Source organism: Bacillus sp. XF8 (genome assembly GCF_017498755.1).
Taxonomy (GTDB): Bacteria; Bacillota; Bacilli; order Bacillales; family Bacillaceae_G; genus Bacillus_A; species Bacillus_A bingmayongensis.
This window is the reverse complement of the sequence record NZ_JAGDQK010000010.1, coordinates 109,810-131,251: the sequence shown is the minus strand read 5'-3', so window position 1 is coordinate 131,251 and position 21,442 is coordinate 109,810. Positions and strand designations below refer to the sequence as shown.

Genomic DNA, 21,442 nt, shown 5'->3' with positions numbered 1-21,442 from the left:
AAAAGGAGGATGTTATGAATACAGTAGATGTATTACTAATGATTGGTTATTTTTTAATTATTATTAGTATTGGTTTCATAGGGGCAAGAAAAGCGAAAACATCTGAAGATTTTATGGTGGCTGGTCGTAGTTTAGGTTTAGTGATGTATCTTGCTTGTTTAGCGGCAGTAATTCTTGGCGGGGCATCTACAATTGGAACTGCAAGATTAGGATATGAATTTGGTATTTCGGGAATATGGCTTGTTGTTATGATTGGAATTGGCATTATACTATTAGGGATATTTTTAGTGAAAAAAGTATCGAAATTCAAAATTATTACAATTAGTGAACTGTTAGGCTTACGCTTTAATTCCCAAACGAGAGTAATTACTTCATTAATTACTTTTATATATGTAACTATGATTACTGTAACCCAAGTGATTGGTATGGGAACTATATTAAATGTCTTACTTGGATTGGACATTAAACTTTGTATGTTACTAGGTGGTAGTGTTGTTGTTCTCTATACACTACTTGGCGGAATGTGGTCTGTAACAATGACTGATATATTTCAATTTATTGTAATGACAATTGGCGTTTTTGTTATTATGTTACCGCTTAGTTTACAAAAGGCCGGGGGATGGGCTAATCTTCAAGAGAAATTACCACAAAGTCATTTTGAATTTGCAAATATTGGTGGCGATAAAATATTTTCTTACTTTCTCTTGTATTGTTTAGGGGTACTAATCGGGCAAGACATATGGCAACGGATCTTTACGGCAAAGACAGTTGGAATTGCTAAGAAAGGAACAATTGGTGCTGGAGTGTATTGTGTATTATACTCGCTTGCAATTGCCATTATTGGTATGTGTACAGCAGTTATTTATCCGAATCTAAGTGATCCACAAAGTGCATTTATCACAATGGCAGTTTCAATATTACCAGCCGGTTTATTAGGGATTGTCATTGCGAGTATTGTTTCGGCTCTAATGTCGACAGCCTCGGCGACATTATTAGCATCTTCAACGTTAATTGTAAATGACATAATAAAAGGTACTTCATCTAAGGGATTAAGTGAGAAAGCTATGATTCGAATGTCGAGAATCGTAACCTTAATTGTTGGAATATTCGTAATTGTAAGTGCTATATGGATTCAGGATGTTATTGTAGCGTTAGATGTTGCGTATGCAATATTATCTGGTTCAGTGTTCTTTCCGATTATTTTAGGCTTGTTTTGGAAACGTGTAACAGACAAAGCTGCGTTTTACTCTATTATTTTAAGTGCAATCGTAACAATAGGTGGTTTAATTGTACAAGGTCTTTCTGCTACAGATCCAATCTTATATGGAATGGCATGTAGTGTCTTATCAATTGTCATCATTTCGTATTTAACCTCACCAGAATTTGAAAAGTATGAAGAGTGGAAAGAACAGCATACCAATGCAGATGTAGATGCGTAAGCAAATGGATTCAGGATCTCTATAAAAACCAGGAAACAGTTTGAGAATTTAAAGGAGGAATTTATATGAGCAAAAACTGGAAATATTTAATTGAAAGAATGCCAAAATTATTAGCCCCGAGTATGGCGAAAGATCATCCTAATTTACCAGTTGTAAAAGAAGAAGGGTGTTATTACTTTGGTTTAGATGGAAAAAAATATCTTGATTTCACATCAGGTATTGCAACGACCAATGTTGGACATCGTCACCCGAAGGTTGTACAAGCAATTAAGGATAGTGCAGATTGTCTAACTCACGGTCCATCTGGAGTTATTATGTATGAGTCAATTTTGCGTCTTGCGGAAGAACTTGGGGAGGTATTGCCACCGAAGCTAGATTGTTTCTTTTTTGCCAATAGTGGTACAGAAGCGATTGAAGGGGCAATTAAGTTAGCAAAATATGTGACGAAAAGACCATATGTTGTTTCTTTTTTAGGTTGTTTCCACGGGAGATCAATGGGATCATTAAGTGTAACAACTTCCAAAAGTAAATATCGGAAGTTTATGCAACCGAATGGGCTAACGTATCAAATACCATATGCAAATATAAAAAATTGTCCGCAAGGGATTGATCCAGAGAAACACTGTGTTGAAAAACTAGAAAGAGATTTTGAAACTTTGTTTAATCATCAAGTTACACCAGAAGAAGTTGCGTGTGTAATTGTAGAGCCTGTGCTAGGAGAAGGGGGATATGTTGTTCCACCAGCAGAGTGGTTAAAGAAAGTTCGTGAAATTTGTAATCATCATGGAATTCTATTAATCTTTGATGAAGTACAAACAGGGTTTGGGCGTACAGGTGAATGGTTTGCGGCACAAGCATTTGGAGTAACACCGGATATTATGGCAATCGCGAAAGGAATTGCATCAGGCTTACCTCTTAGTGCGACGGTTGCTTCAAAAGAGTTGATGCAGAAGTGGCCTCTAGGAACGCATGGTACGACTTTCGGAGGAAATCCAATTGCATGTGCAGCAGCTTTGGCAACGCTTGAAGTAATGAAAGAAGAACGACTGGTTGAAAATGCTAAAGAAATGGGTGCTTACGCAGTTCAGAAATTGTATGATTTAAAACAAAAACATGCTGTTATCGGAAGTATCCGAGCTGTTGGGTTAATGATTGGAATTGAAATTATCCACCCAGAAACAGGTACACCTAATGGTGAAGGTTTATTTAAAATATTAGATATCGCATTAAAAAAAGGCGTGCTGTTTTACTTCTGTGGAAATTCAAGTGAAGTTATTCGAATGATTCCACCACTTTCTGTGAGAAAGGATCAGATTGATGATGGTTTAACTATTTTAGATGCGGCACTTACAGAGTATGAGGAAGAGTTGAAGGTTTTGGTGAAGAACTAAAAAATAATTGGTGTTGTGATGATTAATAAATTGCATAAGGAGAAAAATTGGCAGTCACTTGTTATGTTGATTTTAGGGTTTGGCGCGAGCTTTCTGTTTCTTGCGATTGCAATGAAAAGTTTACCGATGGGAACAGCGTATGCAATCTGGACTGGAATTGGTGCATCAGGAGGCGCTATTATACGGAGAATCCAAAAGTTTTCTTCGTATTTTGTTTATCAGTATGGTTTTAGGGGCTGCAATTGGTTTGAAATTAATATCGTAAAAAGGGTGGTGAAAAACCACCCTTTTTAATTATTTTTTGAAATCAGCAGGAAATGAAAGGCCAATTTGTTTTCTAGCTTCCTCCATAATTTTCGCTGTAATCATAGAAGTTGTATGAGAATTTACAGTGGACTGTAATTGATTTTGTTCAATAAGTTCAATAAATTCTTTTGTTTCGTATGACATGGTTGCAATGGACTGTGGATATGTAATATCTTCAATACGTCCATCAGGATAACGAATCTCTATTTTTGTAGGTGAGCTAATTTTATCAATAATTATGTTACCCTTTTCCCCTTGAATTTCAGATGGGACATATGAATTCGATATTTTAGAGTACATAATTACAGCTTCCATATCATCATATTTTAATAAAAGGCTACCTTCTCCATCTACACCAGAATCTAGTAGGTAGGCATTTGCTTGTACATGAGATGGTGCTCCAAATAACACAACCATTGGATAAATGCAATATACTCCAATATCCATTAATGCACCGTTTGAAAGAGCTGGATTAAACGCATTTAGAATGGTTCCTTCCTTATAAGCATCATAACGAGAAGAATATTGGCAGAAGCTCGCAAAATAACGTCGCACCTTTCCAATCTTATGTATGTTATCTTGAATGGTTTGGAAGTTAGGAAGAAGGGTGGATTTCAACGCTTCCATTAAAACGACATTATGTTTTTTAGCGGTTTGAACCATTTTTTCTACTTCTTTTGTATGAGAGGCGATTGGTTTTTCGCATAATACATGTTTACCATGTTCCATAAAAAGAATAGCTTGTTCAGCATGCAATGAGTTTGGACTTGCAATGTAAACTGCATCAATTACATCGCTTTTTGCCATGCTTTCTAAGTTAGTAAAAGTGGTAGCTACGTTATATTTACTTGCAAATGCTTTTGCTTTGTCTTTTGTTCGTGAATAGACTGCAGTTAGAGAAAAATCTTTTAATGTAAGGGAGTCCTCAATAAACTTAGTTGTGATTGTGTTTGTTCCAATTATTCCGAATCGTATCATCTGAATTTCTCCTTCTGTAAAATATTTTCGTGATTGTTTGCCGTAGAAAACTAATTATATAGAGAAGTAAATAAAATATTAAATCATTTGCTTAACCAATATAGATTATATAGTTTCTTTTGATACAATGAAATGTAAGTGGGGGAGAGAAAAAATGGATATAAAAATTAGAAAGGCAATAGAAGATGATATTGAAAGTATAGCAAAAGTACATGTTGAGAGCTGGAAGGTAACATACAAAGGGATAATACCTGATGAAATTTTAAATAACATAACACATGAAAGCCGAGAAAAACAATGGAGAAAAATCTTTAAACAAGGGGCATCTGATCAGTATAGATATGTGGCGGAAACGTTAGAAGGAAAAATTATAGGATTTATTGACGGTGGTCCAGAAAGAAGCGGGAAATATAATTGCGATGGTGAATTATATGCGATTTATCTTTTGCAAGAATACCAAGGGTATAAAGTGGGACAACGATTATTTCAATCACTTGTGTCAAAATTTATAAAAAATGATGTTCGTTCTATATTAGTCTGGGTTATATCGAATAATCCTTCAAAAGGTTTTTATGAAAATTTTTCTCCAGAGCGAGTCGATACAAAGTTTTTAGAGAGATTGAATGTTCAAGAAACGGCGTATTGTTGGAGAGATATGGATAATCTTTATAGATTAATATCTAATTGAACGAAATTATACTAATAATATAATTATGTAAATATTTAATAGAATTCAAAAGGAGATATACAACTTACTATGTATATCTCCTTTTTTATCCCGCTATTCGCGGACAGTAAGACCTCCACCTCAAAATTCAGCAAGAGCAAAGAAGTTAGGTGGGGGACGGGCTGCCCGTAAAAGCCCGATTGGTGAGGGCTAATAATCAGTGGGAGATGAAGAAAAAAACACTGATTAAAGTTTCACTTTATATGCACTTGGTTTTTGAAGATTTCTAGATCATTTTTGCATAGCTTAAGATTTTTTATGTACTGTATCTATAACCTATCGAGAGATTGGATTGTAATTAAGTTGAAAATTATAGAAGAAATACATCGCGATGATAAGTGATTATTTAGACAGTTCATTGTCAGCAGATTTTGAGAAAACGATGGAAAAATCAGAACAATTAGCATCGCTAGCGAATTGGTGCAATACAAATAAGATTCGTACATTTGCTGGACAAAAACGAAGCAATAGTTTTACAAAAGAAGAACGTCAGGAATATGTAAAACGAATTCGCATGATTTGTGATTTATTTGCACAGCACAATATGTACGTGCTATTAGAAACACATCCGAATACATTAACAGATTGTTTAGACTCAACTCTAAAATTATTAGAAGAAGTGAATCATCCATATTTAAAAATTAATCTCGACTTTCTTCATATGTGGGAATCTGGTGCGGATCCAGTAGAATGTTATCGCCAATTAAAGCCGTGGGTACAGCATTACCATATGAAGAACATATCTGCAGTTGCTCATTTAGATGTCTTTGAACCTAATAATGTATATGCATCAGCTGGTAGTCGAAAAGGGATGGTTCCGTTATTTGAAGGCGTTGTGAACTACGAAGAAATCATTAGAGAAATTCAAGGTACGGAACATTTTGCTTCGTTAGAATGGTTTGGATATGATGCAAAAGAGGTATTACGAGAAGACATTATTCGGTTGAGAAGAAAGCAACTGACAGTATTGACTCCATAAAGTGAAACATTTTCGATTGTTAGTGTGATGAAATGCAATATTTTCGTTTTTGAACAAAGATAATATTAGAGTGGATATAAAAAGAGTCTCGTTTTCCGAGATTCTTTTTTTCATGAGTTCAAAGTGTAAGTTATTCAAAAATAGTCTCATTTAATAAAAACCATAAATTACCATGTATTTTATTTTGGAATCTATACATTTTAATATGTAAAGGAGGTGAACGGAAATGGCTAGAAATCGTAATTCTAATCAGTTAGTATCGAATGGAGCACAAGCAGCTCTTGATCAAATGAAATATGAAATTGCGCAAGAGTTTGGTGTGCAACTTGGTGCTGACACTTCTTCTCGTGCAAATGGTTCTGTTGGTGGTGAAATCACGAAACGTCTTGTAGCTATGGCAGAACAACAGCTTGGTGGCGGGTATACTCGTTAATGTAAAGGTGTATGAAAGAAGGGAAGAATTCTTCCTTTCTTTTTTTGTATCGGTTTTTTTAAGTGAAAATAAATTTTTCCATTTAATAGCATGGATATACTGTTGTAAGGATTGGAAAAATAGAAGTAATGCTATGTTATACTCCAATTTCTTTTGTTATATAAGTTAAACAGCAGACAAAATGTGATAGCCCTGATGAAATTTAAAATTGAATTTCATCAGGGCTACTATATGGAAAGAAATACGAGATGAAAGGTTTCGAAATCAACATGTTAAAAAAAGAAAACTGTTGTTTAATTGCACTTGCATCTGTTCCACTTGTTATGACATTAGGAAATTCAATGCTTATTCCAATCCTTCCGACACTTGAAAAAAAACTCCATATCTCTTCTTTTCAAGTATCCATGATTATTACATTATATTCTATCGTTGCGATTTTATTGATTCCGATTGCTGGGTATTTATCGGATCGCTGGGGACGTAAAATGATAATGGTTCCAAGCTTGTTTATTGCAGCTATCGGCGGTGCGATAACAGGTTGGGTATCATGGAAAGTGGAAAATCCGTATGTCTGGATTCTAATTGGAAGAGCGATTCAAGGGATAGGTGCTGCTGGAGCAATGCCAGTTGTAATCCCATGTGTTGGCGATTTATATAAAGATGAAAAACAAGTAAGTACGGGTTTAGGGGTTATTGAAACGTCAAATACATTTGGAAAAGTTCTAAGTCCAATATTAGGTTCTGCTCTCGCAGCAGTAGTATGGTTTTTACCATTTTGGGCCATTCCAGTTTTATGTGCTGTTGCTATCGTCTTATTATTACTATTAGTAAAAGCAAAGAAACAAGAAAATCAAGCACCGCCTTTTAAAGAATTCATTCAATCAATTAGTTCGACTTTCCGAGAAAAGGGAAGATGGTTAGTCGCAATTTTTGCATTAGGTGCTATCATTATGCTCATATTATTTGGAATTCTTTTTTATTTGTCTACGATATTGGAAGAGAAATACAACATTCATGGAATTTGGAAAGGATGTATACTTGCGATTCCATTGCTTATATTATCAATAAGTTCATACATGGCAGGAAAGAAAATTGGTGACAATCAAGTTATTATGAAAAAATGTATATATATCGGATTTATATTAGCAGCTGTGTCTGTTATATTGCCGTTATTTTTAAAAGGAATTTACTTGTTAATTCTTTGTCTTGTCATTATGGGGATAGGAATTGGTATAGCTTTACCATGCTTAGATGCTCTTATTACACAAGGAATTGAAAAGGAACAGAGAGGGACGGTTACTTCTTTCTATAGTTCGATGCGTTTTATTGGTGTAGCAGCAGGACCACCTCTATATTCTTACTTTATGAAGGGAACAGATTATGAAGTGTTTTACTTAACCTGCATATTTGCAGTTGCGGGAGCAATTATTACAATTATATGGGTTAAACCTAAAAAGAATAATGAATCTTTACATTCAGTTCCGAAACCTACATCTTAACTTGGAATTTTATAAGAGATAGCAAAAATCCATCTGTAAATCATTACAAATGGATTTTTTGGTATCTCATTTGAACTGATTAGTTCTCTTTCGTATTATCAACATAACGACCATAATCAGGTATTGCCAGCTGATCAAAATTTTTAACAAGTTTATTCAGGCCTGTTGTTAATGACTCACCGGATATCGGAGTTCCATGACCTGTAATTGCAATAGAAGGTTGTAAACTCGCTAATTGTTTAACTGAATGCCAAGCTTTTTGCCAATCGGTTGTAAAGTAGCGTGGAGGGCCATTTATCTCTTGCTGTTGCGTGAAAACCTTATAGAGTGAATCCTGTTTTACAGTAATAAAAGCATCACCAGCAATTAGTACATGATCTTTTTGTCGGAATAAAGAAATATGTCCAGGTGAATGTCCAGGTGTATGTATCCATTTCCAATCTGGTAATTCTGGAATAGTACCATCGGCAGGTAATAATTTGATATGATGGTCTAGATTTATTGGTTCATTTGGGAAAAAAGAAGATATTTTCGCTATTAAACCGCCTTCAACACTAGAGTCAGGTTCTGGATAACTCATTTTACCAGTTAGATAAGGAAGCTCTAGTTCGTGTGCATAAACATTGACATCCCATTTTTTTATGAGTTCAATGACAGCACCGATATGATCAAAATGTCCGTGTGTTAAAATAATAGCCTTCAATTGAACATCTGGGCCAAATCGATTGGTTAGTGCAGAAATAATTTGATTTGCAGATTTAGGCATACCTGTATCAATGAGTACACATTCGTTGGTTTCTTGTGGATTTCCGATTAAACAAACATTAACAATTTGAATAGGTAGACAGTAAATATCAGGAGTGATATCTATTCCTAATCCACTTTTGATAGATGTCATAGGGATAAACTTATAATCTTTGCTATATTCCATATAAGTAACGGCTCCTTTTGTGAACAGTATAAATAAAATACAACTTCAATTATTGTTTAACAATTACCTATAAATATACTGAAACGTTATACTTTCTTTTCTAAAACATGAGTTGCTTCAGCATATAAAGAGCAACTCCCCAAATAATAACCCCTGAAATTTTATTTAGAATTGTAATTGTGCTTCCTGATGGATCTACTTTTCCAAGCAATCTCCCTGCAAATGCTAAGCAAATAAACCAAAGCCAAGAAACCGTAATTGTTGTGAAAGTAAAAGCCCATTTTTCGCTGCCTACATATTGAATAGAGTTTGTGCCAATGACGCCAATCGTATCTAGAATTGCATGTGGATTCAATAGGGAAACCGAGGCGGCAAAGATAATTTGCTTTTTGATAGCCATCTTTTTTGCTTTAATCGTTTCTTTTGTAGACTCACTTTTCCAAATCATCCATCCCATATAAATCAGAAAGAAAAATCCAATTACATAAAGTGTTGTTGTTAACCATGAAAAGGTCAGAAGCATAAGTGATACACCTTGTACTGCAATCAAAATTAAAATTGTATCGCAGATTGATGCGGTTAGAACAACTGGTGTAGCCCGCAAAATAGTTGGTTGACTAGCACCTTGGTTAAAGACAAAGACATTTTGTACACCTAATGGAATAATGAGTCCAAACGCAAGAACCATTCCGTGAAGGATTGCTTCAGTCATTTTATTGCCTCCCATATAAATAGCTGAAATATGATAGTGTATATTGTATAAAAGAAAATCAAATTTGTATCCATCCATATGGTTGGATAACAAACCAACCAAAAATAAGTGGAGTGATAATATGGAGCGATTTGACTGGAAGCCAAATGGATCCTCTCCGGTTCCTTTATATAAGCAAATTGAGGAGTATATAAAAGAGAAAATTATAAATGGAGAATGGACGATTGGTACAAAATTGCCGTCGCAGCGAGCTCTCTCGCATGCATTTGAAGTGAATCGAAGTACAATTGTAATGGCTTTAGATGAATTAGCAGCGCAAGGATTAATTGAGGGACAGGGGAGAAGGGGGACAATTGTGAGAAACGATACATGGAGTGTATCAACTTTGACGTCACCTCCTAACTGGAATTCTTATGTAGAAACAGGTATTCATTATCCGAATCTCCCCACCATTCAAGAAATTAATCAAGCCGAATTTTATCCAAATATAATTCGGCTAGGTACTGGTGAGCTTTCACCAGAGCTTTTACCTGAGAAGAAAATGAAGCAAATCATGAAGGAACTTTCTCATAGGCAAATTCCTTTAGGATACGAGGAACCAAGAGGGGACCTCAAATTGAGGGAGCAAATAGCAAAGTATTTACAAAAATATGATATTCTTGCATCGCCAGCATCTATATTAATTGTTTCGGGAGCAATTCAAGCACTGCAGCTTATTTCGATGGGACTTCTATGCAAAGGATCGTCCATTTTACTTGAAAAACCATCTTATTTATACTCTCTCAATGTTTTTCAGTCTGCAGGAATGCGTTTGTTTGGTATTCCAATGGATGAACATGGAATTCAGTCGTCACTTATTTCAAAATATAAAAGACAATTCAATGGTTCAATTTTATATACTATCCCATCTTTTCATAATCCAACAAGTCTTGTCATGAATGAACGAAGAAGGCAAGAAGTTATAAAAATATGTAATGAAATTGGATTACCTATAATTGAAGATGCTGTGTATCAAGATTTATGGCTTGATTCGCCTCCACCTAAACCATTGAAGGCATATGATACAAATGGGATCGTATTACATATTGGAAGTATGTCAAAAATCATTAGTCCTGGTTTAAGAATCGGCTGGGTTGTTGGACCGGAACCAGTCATCAAAAGATTGGCAGATATAAAGATGCAAATGGATTACGGCTCGAGTTCGTTATCGCAACGAGCTGCTGCAGAATGGTTTGTAAGTGGGTTATATGAGAAACATATACAGCAAATACGAGTTGATTTAAAAAAACGGAGAGACTTTATGCTCGAAATGCTAAAGAAATACTGTAGAGATGTAGCAACTTGGCAAATACCAACAGGTGGATTTTATATTTGGCTACATATTGAACCAAACATTTCGATGCGGGAATTGTTTGAAAAAGCATTACATGAAAAAATTCTACTCAATCCTGGAAATGTGTATGATAGAAATGCAAGCCAATATTTACGTCTTTCTTATTCATATGCCTCGATGCATGATATAGAGAAAGGGATTAAAAAGGTGGCAAGTTTGATAAAGAACCTTTCAGTATAATAATCATGTTTTTTTAGAAGTAAAAAATGATATCATAAATGCGAGTAACTGAAAAAGGGGAAGAAATATGAAACAATATGTCATTTGTCAGGTTATTGATGGAATCAAGTATTTAGCTGCCTATGCAGAAACGAGGCAAGAAGCGATTGAAAAAGCTGAATTACTAGGGTTAAGGACAGGAGGACGCTACGTTGTTGTTACTGCTGAAGAAGCGGAGGGGTTACAGTATCCTTAATATTACTAAGTGAAGCAAGATTATGGAATTGGCATTCTTAAAGAAAAGAAAGAATCACATGTATAAATAAGAAACGTGGATGGGAATTATTTCATTAGTAATCATGGGGAAAAGAGCAAATCTAAGATTCGCTCTTTTCATTTTAAAATAATACAGAAAGTAAATGGAAAAGGTAAGAGAAGAATCTATGAAATTTAGATAGCACTACGAATCTAGATTCTGGTTTTGCTGATTTGTTTTTCAAATTCGATTCCCTTGTCTAAAACGATTAATATATGTTTTGAAATTCCAAGACTTTAAAAACTTTTCAGCAGCGTTAAAGCCAGATTGATAGAGCCATTCTTTCTCATCGGTAGTTAATTGGAATTTTGTGCTTGTAATTGTTCCAGTTGGAATTGTAATGGTTCGTGCTTTTGATTCTTTATCTAGATGACGTAAATCGTGTGCTTGCATCATCGTTTTAAATAAACCTTTAAACATCGAGAGGGGATCTTTATAAGGAACAGGTTCCGCTTGAATCTCATCTTTCACAAAATGAAAGCCAAAAGTAGGCCAGCGAGGTATAGTGGATGAGTCGAAAATCCATACTGGATAATTGCTAAGAAGGCCGCCATCAACCATATAGCAAGGTTGTTCCCATCTAGGTGTTTTCCATTTCACAGGTTCGAAATAGAAAGGAATGGTACTGCTCATTCTGACTGCTTTTGCGATAGAGAAATTCTGGTTTCTAAATCCATAGTTTGGTAAATCATCGGGGAAAATAACCATTTTTCCATTACTAATATCTGAGGCAATGATTTTTAATTTATGTGGATTAGGTAAATCGCTAAAATTATGAATATCTTTTTTGTGTAGGAGGTCTTCTAACCATTTTTCTAAAAAATCGTTTGAATAAATGCCTAATTTAGCCCATACATTTACCCCTTTTCCTACAAAAGGGATTTTATCAAGTAAATTTTTTTTAATAAATTGATGATAATCAACGTTACTTATAATTGTTTTTAATTCTGTACACGAGTAACCTGCTGCCAGAAGAGCTGCAATAATAGCTCCAGCTGATGTTCCCGCTACACGTTCCCATTCATACCCTTGCTTTGCTAATGCACAAATTGCACCAACATGTGCAATTCCGCGCACGCCACCACCTTCAAAAACACCATCGATTTTCATAGGGATAATTCCTTTCAAAGATTGGATTTGCTGTATAGCAAAAAAGCACGCGAATCACGTGCTTTTTTGCAATAGTTTTTACAGCTTACTTAGCAACCGATGAAGCCGCCCCAGCAGCTAGCTCCAATGATAATTAAAAGGATGAATAAAACGATTAGTAAAGCGAAACCGCCGTAACCGCAACCACCGCCACAACTGTAACCGTAACCGCAACCATAACCCATATGGAATGCCTCCTTATAATAAAAGTTGAAATAAAGAAAGGTGAACAATTTGAGGATCTGCTATAAGGAATGATGAAAGATCGTGTTTGTAGGAACAATGTATACTATGCTGTTTTAAACTTATTCGCGTCCTAGGGATAAGCCCGTTTTTTTTTTGATAGCTTATTTCAATTTTTTAGGATGAAGGAAATGTCGTATTTATGCTATGATACGAATAAGCACATTTACGTAAGGAGAAGTTATGAGAAACCAGATTGATTCATTAATTGATAAATATGATTTAACACATATAAAAACAGAACTATTAGCTACTATATTTCCATGTGTAAAAGTTATTCCGAGACAAGAAAACTCCCTTTCAATTGGCTGCTCAAAAATGGGGGGAAGCCCTGATGTCCCGTCTACATTTGAATATCCAACTTATGAAGGGAAGGCATTAGATTTTATTGCCCAGTTCCATTTAGCAGATCTACAAGGCGCGGGCATGAAGCATGACTTACCTGAAACAGGTATGTTGTATTTCTTCTATAATGGCAATTATCAACATGAAGGTACTTGGTGTGTTCTATATTATAACGTTTCGACAGAACAACTACAGAGAGTAAGTGATCAACCATCAAAATATACACAATGCGAATTATCATTCAAGCTAACATATAAACTCCCTGAGCTATTTATTGAAGATGAAGCTGATTCGGATCGTTTTCTACAACTATTAGAGGAGTTAATGCCAGATCATTATGATAACCATCAAGTGTTCGGTGAACCGTTCTCGGTGCAAAGAGAAGTATTTGAGGAGGCTGGCGAATATACTGGTATTAATGACCATGAGATGACATTGTTATTCCAAATCGACTCTGATTATACAAATTGTAATATGATGTGGGGAGATTTAGGGATGCTTTATTTCTGCATTGGAAATGAAGATTTAAAGCAACGTCGTTTTGAAAATACATGCTGTGTATTGCAGTCTTGTTAGAAAGAGAAGCAGTAGTTCATTCTCATTGAAAAATCTACTGCTTTTCTTTTATAGTATATGTTTCTTGAAAATATAAAACTTATTATATTAACATGCATATTAACAAATATGAATAATTACATATTTTCTTTTTGAAAAAGTATTATATACTTTAAAAATATATGAATACTTTTATGACTTTAAGTAGAAAGGCATGACTAGATGAGATGAAGAAAACAAACAAATATATGACAACAGTCGCACTTTGTTCAACGATTTTGATTGGTGGTTTACAAGTTCCGGCTGTTTCTTATGCAGCTACAAACCAAAAAGTCGCGGTTACACAAACAGATGCTAAATTGTTAGGGAATTTTCGGAAAGAATTAAAAAAACATATTGATAATCGCGAAGAGAATATTACAATTACGTATAAAACCAAAGCTAAGAATGGTAGAGAAGTAATGGATACGCTATATAAAGAGTACACTAAAATAGTAGATGCAGATGAGTACTTAAAATATAATGTAGCAAATACAAAATATTCAATTCGTGGTATACCAGGAAACTATACTTTCACATTAAAAATTACATATCGTGAATCAAAAGAACAAACACAATATGTAAAGGCGCAAGCAAAATCAATTATAGGTTCTATATTGAAGACGGGTATGGATGAGCATGAAAAAGTGAAAGCAATTCATGATTATGTTGTGAAGCATGTTTCATACGATACTTCCTATAAAGCTTATACGGCGTATGAAGCATTGGCAAATCGCTCTGCTGTGTGTCAAGGATATACACTATTAACATATCAATTACTAAAAGAAGCAGGGATTCAATCACATATTGTAACAGGAAAAGGGAATGGTCAAGCACACGCTTGGAATTTAGTAAAAATTGAGGGTAAATGGTACCATCTTGATACCACATTTGATGATCCAGTTCCAGATAAAGCAGGTCGTGTTACATATTCTTACTATAATATGTCTGACGAGCAGTTAGGTAAGGATCACGAGTGGGATCGAAGTAAGTATCCAAAAGCATCAACTAATTATTATAACGAATTAACAGCTAAAATAAAAACGAGCAGTTCTAAAAAAGTAGTATATAAAAAAATCTTAAAAGATACGAACTTAATTTATCTATCTTCACAATATGGAGCTGAAAATTATAATGAATTTAAAGTGAAATTGCAGAAGCAATTTACTGCAAAGCCTACAAAAGTAGAAGTGCGTTATAAGCAGTCAATGGATGGAACGATGCAAGATATTAAAAAAGCATTAAATGAACTTTCTTGGCCAATAGGGGCAAAGCGAGTTTCATACCAAGTTGCGCCGTACAGTGCGATGGCAGGTTATTCATTAGCGACGATTACATTTACGTATTAATGGAAAAGGGCATCTGTAATAGGTGCTCTTTTTGTATTTGTGATTGTGAACTAGAAGGGAAACGGTTATAGTTATAATATGGTAAAATTATCGAAAATAAAGGGTATGGGTGTAGAATGTCTTTTTTTGAAAATGATATATTTGCAATCGCTTACTTATTTGTGATAATCGGACTAATTGTTTTGTATCTCACTCACTTTGTTTATAAACAGGTTGCTTTTAAACATTTCTGTAAATACTACTCGTTTTAGAAATATAGCAGAAAAACTTGATAGAATTATTGAATTACTTGAAAGAGGCAAAGAATAACCATACATAAGCTGAGGAGCAATAAAATGGCTAATTATATTAAAGAAATACGAAAAAAAGTAGGATGACTATATTATTTTAAATTTTGCGGGTGGATGCGTCTTCAATGAGAAAGGGGAAGTGCTTTTACAAAAAAGAGGGGATAATGAAGGTTGGGGATTTCCAGGAGGAGCAATGGAGATTGGGGAATCGGCTGAAGAAACTGCAATTCGAGAAATAAGGGAAGAGACTGGGTATATGGTAGAAGTAGATGAGTTTATAGGTGTATATACAAAGTATTTTCATACATATCCGAATGGAGACCAAGCACAGACAATTGGAATGTTTTTTAAATGTTCTATACTTGGTGGCAGTAAAAAAATAGATGGAGAAGAAACTTTAGATTTGAAGTTTTTTCCGTTAGATCAAATGCCTGTTCTTTTTAATGAACAGCATAGGGATTGTTTAGAGGATATTTTAGAAGGAAGGACAGCTGTATATCGTTAAAGAAAATTCCAAGAAAAAAGAAGCTAATATAATTTAGCTTCTTTTTTCTTTATATGTCTATTTCCACCAATCATCAAACATCGATGCTGGTACTTGTCGTTTATGTTCGCTTACTGTATAACGTTTTTCAATTTTTTCTGCAACATCTTCTGGAACGTTTTTTCCTTCTAGATAATCATCTAGTTGATCATATGTAATACCTAATTCTGTTTCATCCGCTTGCCCCGGTTTTTCATCTAATAAATCTGCTGTTGGCATTTTCAAGTAAAGGCGTTCATCGGCACCTAATTCTTGCAATAAACCTTTTCCTTGTCGTTTTGTTAAGCCTGTAAGTGGTAGAAGATCGGCACCGCCATCTCCGAATTTTGTAAAGAAACCTGTTACAGCTTCAGCAGCATGGTCTGTTCCGATAACAAGTAAACCTTGTTGTCCGCCAATTGCATATTGTGTGACCATACGAAGACGAGCTTTAACGTTTCCTTTGTTAAAGTCTGTTAAGGATTCGCCTAATAGGTCTTTATATTGGTTAGAAAATGCATCGACAGCCGGAGCGATATCAAAAGCAATAGATTGATCTGGTTTAATAAATTGAAGTGCTAATTGTGCATCATCTTCATCTTTTTGCACTTTATATGGAAGACGTACAGCAATAAACGTTGCATTACCGCCTTCATTGCGAACTTCTTCAACAGCAAGTTGTGCTAGGCGACCTGCTAGTGTAGAATCTTGTCCACCACTAATTCCAAGCACAAATCCTTTTGCGCCGGTTTTTCTTAAATAGTCTTTTAAGAAGTCAATTCGTTTACGAATTTCTGCCTTCGGATCGATTACAGGTTGAACATGTAATGCTTTCATAATTTGTTCTTGTAATGTCATTATGTTTTCCTCCTATTCATTTAGAACGAGCGATAAGTATATATGTACTGATTCATAAAGTGAAACTTCCATCCGCGGGGAGGTTTCATCCCCCGCGGATGGAAAGCCCGCACCAATCGGGCTTTTACGAGCAGTTATCCCCCACCTATCTTCCTAGGCGCTCTCTCAATCTTGAGGTGAGGGTCTTACTGCCCGTTAATGCGGGGTAAATCTCCATTCTTATTATTTCGCAAAATTAACGAATATACAATAGGTTGAACGTATGAATATGAATGTAGTTATTATAATGAAACTGCTTCGTTTAATCAATTTTTCTGTAACCTTTCAAAAATGTAAGGTTTTTGTCATTTGAATCGATGGAAGATATTTCTTCGCTTTATTATGATAGCAATATAGTTATTGAGAGAGCGGAGGGTACAACATGAATATTAGAGAATTAGCGTTTCGTAATGTAACGCGAAATAGACGAACATATTCAGCTTATTTTTTGAGTAGTGCATTTGCAATTATGGCCTTTTTTGTTTATTCATTTTTTGCTTTTCATCCTGCATTAAGTGCGGGGCAATTGGGACAATATGTGTTTGTAAGTATGTCTTTCGCACAATTTATTATTTATCTTTTTACATTTTTCTTCATTCTATATTCAATGAGCATGTTTTTAAAAACTAGAAAGCGTGAACTAGGAATTTTAATGATGCTAGGTATGACAAAATTTCAATTAAAACGTCTTATCTTTTTTGAAAATGTAATGATTGGGATTGCGGCTATTATTACGGGTATTATTTGTGGAATGATATTTTCAGGGATATTGATTGTGGTGGCACCATTTTTGTTAAAGCTAGATTTACCTTTATCATACTATGTACCAACGACAGCAATTGTTGTAACAAGCACTATGTTTTTTATCTTATTTATTATCATTTCTTTCTTTAGTGCAGGGTTAATTCGTAAAAATCAAATTATGAAACTATTTAGAGGTTCAGTAAAAGCCAAACCTGAACCAAAAGCATCTATTATTTCTTCAATACTAGCCGTATTATTACTTGGCGCGGGATATTTAGGTGCTTTAACTTCGCATGGTGCCATGGTGTTTATTATGTTAATTCCTGTAACGACAGTTGTCATTATTGGCACATACTTATTTTATAAGCAGCTCAGCGTATTTATTATTCGAGTATGCAAGAAGAGTAAACGGTTCTATTGGACAAGAACAAATATTATTACTCTCTCAGATTTAGCGTACCGTATGAGAGATAACGCGCGAATGTTCTTTATTGTTACGATTATTTCAACTGTAGCATTCTCAGCCATTGGTACATTAGTAGGCTTTGCTTCTATGACAAAGGGAATTATGGAGCAACCCATTGCATTTCATTATCAATCTAAACAAGGGAATGAAAATGAATCCGGGCATGTAGAATTGATTGAGCAAACATTAAAGAAACATAATATATCTGCTGAAAAAATAGATATTGCATCAAAGCAGACTGAAAATAAACCATTAAGAGGTGTGACTTTTGTAAGAGAATCTGATTATAAAAAGTATGCAAAATTAGCGGGGGAGCCAGTTGATTTATTAACTGAAAATGCAGTTCTATTTCTATCAATAGAAATACCCGGTCCACCGCAAAAAGAGAGAAAAACAATTGAATTACCGAATGATAACAAATCGTTGCAGGTGAAAAAAGTTAATACATCTTCTCTTGGTAAAGTACTTACTGGAAATATATATGTAGTTTCAGAGGCTCAATATAATTTATTACAAGATGGATTTAAAGAAGTAAAAGATTATATGTATAAAACAAAGGAAATGAAAAATGAAATTGAAGCTGGAAAAGAACTCACAAACCAGATAAAAGCCCATCAAGAGCATTCAAGGCTTAGTGCGGCAGAATATGATCAAAATCAGGCTTTACAATTTGCTGGACCTATTTTGTTTGTAGGATTCTTTATTGGTATTGTATTCTTTGTTTGTGCAGGTAGCTTTCTATACTTCCGTCTATTCTCGGACTTAGAAGATGATTATCGTTTATTTGATTCCATTCGAAAAGTGGGATTAACAAGTAGTGAGTTAGCAAAAGTAGTAACAATTCGATTGGCGTTATTATTCTTTGTTCCAATTGGTGTTGCAACATTACATGGTGCGGTTGCGTTAACAGCTTTAGGGCAAATGTTTGAGTATTCGCTTTTCAAAGAAAATGCGATTGTATTAAGTATCTTTGCAGGAATTCAAATCGTATACTTCATCTTGATACGATCCCGTTATTTAAAACAATTGAAAGAAAGATTACGAATGAGTTAACATACAGTAATTCATAAAAAATCTCTTAACACATGACGTTAGGAGATTTTTTTTGGGGGATACGTGGGAGGTTTTTAATAATTATATATAAATAGTAATTTGTAGTTTTTGTGAACAGTCTTGTTTCTCACATATATTTGTCCTACACTTTATTTGTTTGTAAGAAAGCAACATACATATAGTGTAAAGTTATTAATTAACTTTATTAAAGATTAACAACATGTAAGGAGGGTTTGTATGTGGAAATGGTTACAGAGCACAACAGACTTTGCGAGTAGTAAAAAAGGTGCAAAAATCATTGTTGTATCTTGGATTATTATTATGCTCGTACTAACAGGAGTCACAAAACCAGCAAAGAAATATGCAAATAATGTAAGTGGTGATGGCATTCCGGAAAGTGCAGCATCCTTGCAAGCTGAAAAACAAGTAGAAAAATATTTTCCAAATGATGAAGGCTTGCCTGCTATTATTGTATTTGATCAAAAAGAGGAAATGAAGGAAGAGGAATTACATAGTATTCAAGAATTTGCAAAGAAGTTAGCAGGTAAGAAGATCGAGCATGTGGAGAAAATTGTACCAATTAATGAAATGCCAGTTCAAATGTTAACAGGCTTTTTATCTAAAGATAAAACAAGTTTTATTTTACCTGTAACAATGACAAATAATTTAGAAGTAGAAGAGATTCATACTACTGTAAATCAAATGAAAAAAGAATTAAAACGGGAATTGCCTTCTAGAATGGAGGCCAAGATAACGGGTCCAGCAGGGATTGCTGCGGATACACTAGAAATTTTTAAAAATGCTGATGTGATACTTCTATTATCAACAATTGGATTAATTTTTGTGTTATTAATTATTATTTATCGCTCGCCACTTTTAGCAATTATCCCGCTCATAGCAGCAATTATTGTGTATCAGGTGATCGATCGAAGCCTTGGCTTGTTTGGTAAATTTGGTCTTGAAATTAAATCACAATCATTATCCATCATGTCAATCTTATTATTTGCAGCATTAACAGATTATGCTTTATTTATTTTTGCAAGGTACAAGGAAGAATTGCAAAGGCGAGAAGATAAATATGAAAGTATGAAACAAGCGATGAGAAGAGTTGGGGAACCAATTCTCTTTAGTGGGAGTACTGTACTTGCTTCGATGTTAATGCTCTTTTTCGCAGTATATAATGGTTATCGTAACTTTGCACCGCTATTTTCTATTGCGCTTGTTGTCATTATTCTAGGTGGAATTACATTACTACCTGCTTTGTTTACGCTGTTTGGTAGAAAAGCATTCTGGCCGTTTATTCCGAAGGTCGGGCGGCAAAAAGAAAAAAACGTGATATGGAAAAAGGTGAGTCATGCTGTAGTAAGCAGACCATATATAGTTGGAGGAGCAGTTGCGATTTTTCTAATTGTATGCTCCATGAATATTTTTCAAATTAAGTATTCATTCAATTTATTAAAGTCTTTCCCGGCAAATTTAGAATCAAGACAAGGGTATGAGTTAATTGAAGAGAAATATTCTCCAGGCCAATTAGCACCTATTACAGTTGTAGTAAATAAAGAGGAAAAACTATCAAATGAAGAAATAGTACAATTTGTAGAAAAGTTGACCGTACAAAAGGGTGTAGAAGGGGTCAATCCTTCCATTGAAACGATTAAAAAGAATACAAGTCAATTATTGTCTGAGGATGAGAAAGCAGCAAAAGTGCAATTAATCTTAAAAGATCAGCCATACTCATTACAAGCAATGGATACGATTCAATCACTTCAAAGTAAAGAAAATGACTTCGTAAAGGATGGTCATGTTTATTTTGCAGGTGAAACAGCAAAGCAAGCTGATCTTTATGATATAAATAATCAGGATACAACATTAATTGTCGTGTTAATATCTATCTTAATTTTGATTTTGTTAGGCATTCAAACAAAATCACTCATTGCACCAATTTATATGATTGGAACAATACTATTATCATATTGTGCAGCATTAGGGCTTAGTATGTTCTTATTTGAGCATTTGTTTGGATATACTGACATGAGTTATCGAATTCCGTTATATACGTTTGTGTTTCTTGTTGCACTTGGTGTTGATTACAATATTATGCTCGTTTCACGTATTAAGGAAGAAGCAACGCAACACTCGTTACAAGTAGCTATTGAAAATGGGCTAACAGCGACAGGTGGCGTAATTTCTTCTGCTGGTATCATATTAGCAGCTACATTTGCTGTGTTAACTACTCAGCCATTACTAGAGCTGTTTATGTTTGGATTTGTAGTTGCACTAGGGGTTATTATCGATACATTCCTTGTGCGGACATTGCTTGTTCCAGCAATTATGTTGTTATTAAAGAAGTGGAGTTTGTGGCCACAAAAAATTAAGTAGTACAATCAAAAATGTCTTTTTCGTCAGAATATTTGATGGAAAAGACGTTTTTTATGTTGAGAAAAATTTTGAAGCAGGAAAATAGGAGCGAGAAAACGAATGTTGTTAATAAATGTAAGCGCATTCAAAAGGAGAAAATAATATATT

The 21,442-nt window shown here is 34.5% G+C and carries 17 protein-coding genes and 4 pseudogenes; 15 read left to right on the top strand and 6 right to left on the bottom strand.

Annotated elements, in window-relative coordinates; genetic code table 11:
* The first annotated feature begins 14 nt into the window (after window positions 1–14).
* The 3 genes and pseudogenes from J4P91_RS07465 to J4P91_RS07455 all read left to right on the top strand — a co-directional run bounded on the left by J4P91_RS07465 (window position 15) and on the right by J4P91_RS07455 (window position 3,095).
* Complete coding sequence (locus J4P91_RS07465) at window positions 15–1,439, top strand: sodium:solute symporter family protein (protein ID WP_207993439.1); 1,425 nt, start codon at window positions 15–17, stop codon at window positions 1,437–1,439.
* Between the two features lie 65 nt (window positions 1,440–1,504).
* Window positions 1,505–2,830: an aspartate aminotransferase family protein gene (locus tag J4P91_RS07460; RefSeq protein WP_207993438.1), complete on the top strand. Its 1,326-nt coding sequence runs from the start codon at window positions 1,505–1,507 to the stop codon at window positions 2,828–2,830.
* 18 nt (window positions 2,831–2,848) lie between these two features.
* Window positions 2,849–3,095 (top strand): annotated as a pseudogene (locus J4P91_RS07455) (DMT family transporter).
* A gap of 29 nt (window positions 3,096–3,124) precedes the next feature.
* Here the strand turns inward: J4P91_RS07455 and J4P91_RS07450 are convergent.
* Window positions 3,125–4,114, bottom strand: coding sequence for a Gfo/Idh/MocA family protein (locus tag J4P91_RS07450; RefSeq protein WP_207993437.1), 990 nt, complete (start codon window positions 4,112–4,114; stop codon window positions 3,125–3,127).
* 154 nt (window positions 4,115–4,268) lie between these two features.
* Between J4P91_RS07450 and J4P91_RS07445 the strand changes: the two genes are divergently transcribed.
* From J4P91_RS07445 to bcbE, 4 genes and pseudogenes are all read left to right on the top strand, one after another.
* On the top strand, window positions 4,269–4,802 hold the full coding sequence (locus J4P91_RS07445) for a GNAT family N-acetyltransferase (RefSeq protein ID WP_207993436.1): 534 nt from the start codon (window positions 4,269–4,271) through the stop codon (window positions 4,800–4,802).
* 364 nt (window positions 4,803–5,166) lie between these two features.
* Window positions 5,167–5,820 (top strand): annotated as a pseudogene (locus J4P91_RS07440) (sugar phosphate isomerase/epimerase family protein); the annotation flags it as partial.
* Between the two features lie 226 nt (window positions 5,821–6,046).
* A complete protein-coding gene (locus tag J4P91_RS07435; protein WP_003197017.1) occupies window positions 6,047–6,253 on the top strand; it encodes an alpha/beta-type small acid-soluble spore protein in 207 nt (68 codons plus the stop codon).
* A 248-nt stretch (window positions 6,254–6,501) separates the two neighbouring features.
* Window positions 6,502–7,752, top strand: a complete 1,251-nt coding sequence (gene bcbE / locus J4P91_RS07430) for a bacillibactin exporter BcbE (RefSeq protein WP_207993435.1) — start codon at window positions 6,502–6,504, stop codon at window positions 7,750–7,752.
* A 79-nt stretch (window positions 7,753–7,831) separates the two neighbouring features.
* On the opposite strand, the gene J4P91_RS07425 is transcribed toward bcbE, so the two are convergent.
* Window positions 7,832–8,683 (bottom strand): MBL fold metallo-hydrolase, encoded by an 852-nt coding sequence (locus tag J4P91_RS07425; protein ID WP_207993434.1) that lies wholly within the window; start codon window positions 8,681–8,683, stop codon window positions 7,832–7,834.
* Between the two features lie 100 nt (window positions 8,684–8,783).
* Complete coding sequence (locus J4P91_RS07420) at window positions 8,784–9,395, bottom strand: LysE/ArgO family amino acid transporter (protein ID WP_207993433.1); 612 nt, start codon at window positions 9,393–9,395, stop codon at window positions 8,784–8,786.
* Between the two features lie 121 nt (window positions 9,396–9,516).
* Here J4P91_RS07420 and J4P91_RS07415 point away from each other — a divergent pair, with 121 nt between their 5' ends.
* Together J4P91_RS07415 and J4P91_RS07410 are read left to right on the top strand one after the other, a co-directional pair.
* On the top strand, window positions 9,517–10,968 hold the full coding sequence (locus J4P91_RS07415; RefSeq protein WP_207993432.1) for an aminotransferase-like domain-containing protein: 1,452 nt from the start codon (window positions 9,517–9,519) through the stop codon (window positions 10,966–10,968).
* Between the two features lie 67 nt (window positions 10,969–11,035).
* Window positions 11,036–11,203, top strand: a complete 168-nt coding sequence (locus J4P91_RS07410; RefSeq protein ID WP_017152141.1) for a DUF3933 family protein — start codon at window positions 11,036–11,038, stop codon at window positions 11,201–11,203.
* Between the two features lie 240 nt (window positions 11,204–11,443).
* Here the strand turns inward: J4P91_RS07410 and J4P91_RS07405 are convergent, their stop codons facing one another.
* Together J4P91_RS07405 and J4P91_RS07400 are read right to left on the bottom strand one after the other, a co-directional pair.
* Window positions 11,444–12,373: a patatin-like phospholipase family protein gene (locus J4P91_RS07405; protein WP_207993431.1), complete on the bottom strand. Its 930-nt coding sequence runs from the start codon at window positions 12,371–12,373 to the stop codon at window positions 11,444–11,446.
* 89 nt (window positions 12,374–12,462) lie between these two features.
* Window positions 12,463–12,597 (bottom strand): YjcZ family sporulation protein, encoded by a 135-nt coding sequence (locus tag J4P91_RS07400; RefSeq protein ID WP_017152139.1) that lies wholly within the window; start codon window positions 12,595–12,597, stop codon window positions 12,463–12,465.
* Between the two features lie 241 nt (window positions 12,598–12,838).
* Here J4P91_RS07400 and J4P91_RS07395 point away from each other — a divergent pair, with 241 nt between their 5' ends.
* The 4 genes and pseudogenes from J4P91_RS07395 (at window position 12,839) to J4P91_RS07380 (ending at window position 15,738) form a co-directional block, all read left to right on the top strand.
* A complete protein-coding gene (locus J4P91_RS07395; protein ID WP_207993430.1) occupies window positions 12,839–13,576 on the top strand; it encodes a YwqG family protein in 738 nt (245 codons plus the stop codon).
* 206 nt (window positions 13,577–13,782) lie between these two features.
* A complete protein-coding gene (locus J4P91_RS07390; protein WP_207993429.1) occupies window positions 13,783–14,943 on the top strand; it encodes a transglutaminase domain-containing protein in 1,161 nt (386 codons plus the stop codon).
* A 116-nt stretch (window positions 14,944–15,059) separates the two neighbouring features.
* Window positions 15,060–15,252 (top strand): annotated as a pseudogene (locus J4P91_RS07385) (DUF4083 family protein).
* 26 nt (window positions 15,253–15,278) lie between these two features.
* Window positions 15,279–15,738 (top strand): annotated as a pseudogene (locus tag J4P91_RS07380) (NUDIX hydrolase).
* A 57-nt stretch (window positions 15,739–15,795) separates the two neighbouring features.
* On the opposite strand, the gene nadE reads toward J4P91_RS07380, so the two are convergent.
* The gene (nadE, locus tag J4P91_RS07375) at window positions 15,796–16,614 is read right to left on the bottom strand and encodes an ammonia-dependent NAD(+) synthetase (protein ID WP_017152135.1); all 819 of its coding nucleotides are present in this window, start codon (window positions 16,612–16,614) and stop codon (window positions 15,796–15,798) included.
* A gap of 421 nt (window positions 16,615–17,035) precedes the next feature.
* Between nadE and J4P91_RS07370 the strand changes: the two genes are divergently transcribed.
* Complete coding sequence (locus tag J4P91_RS07370; RefSeq protein WP_207993428.1) at window positions 17,036–18,916, top strand: FtsX-like permease family protein; 1,881 nt, start codon at window positions 17,036–17,038, stop codon at window positions 18,914–18,916.
* A gap of 237 nt (window positions 18,917–19,153) precedes the next feature.
* Entirely contained in the window at window positions 19,154–21,295 is a 2,142-nt protein-coding gene (locus J4P91_RS07365; protein WP_207993427.1) for an MMPL family transporter, read from the top strand.
* Window positions 21,296–21,442: the final 147 nt, after the last annotated feature.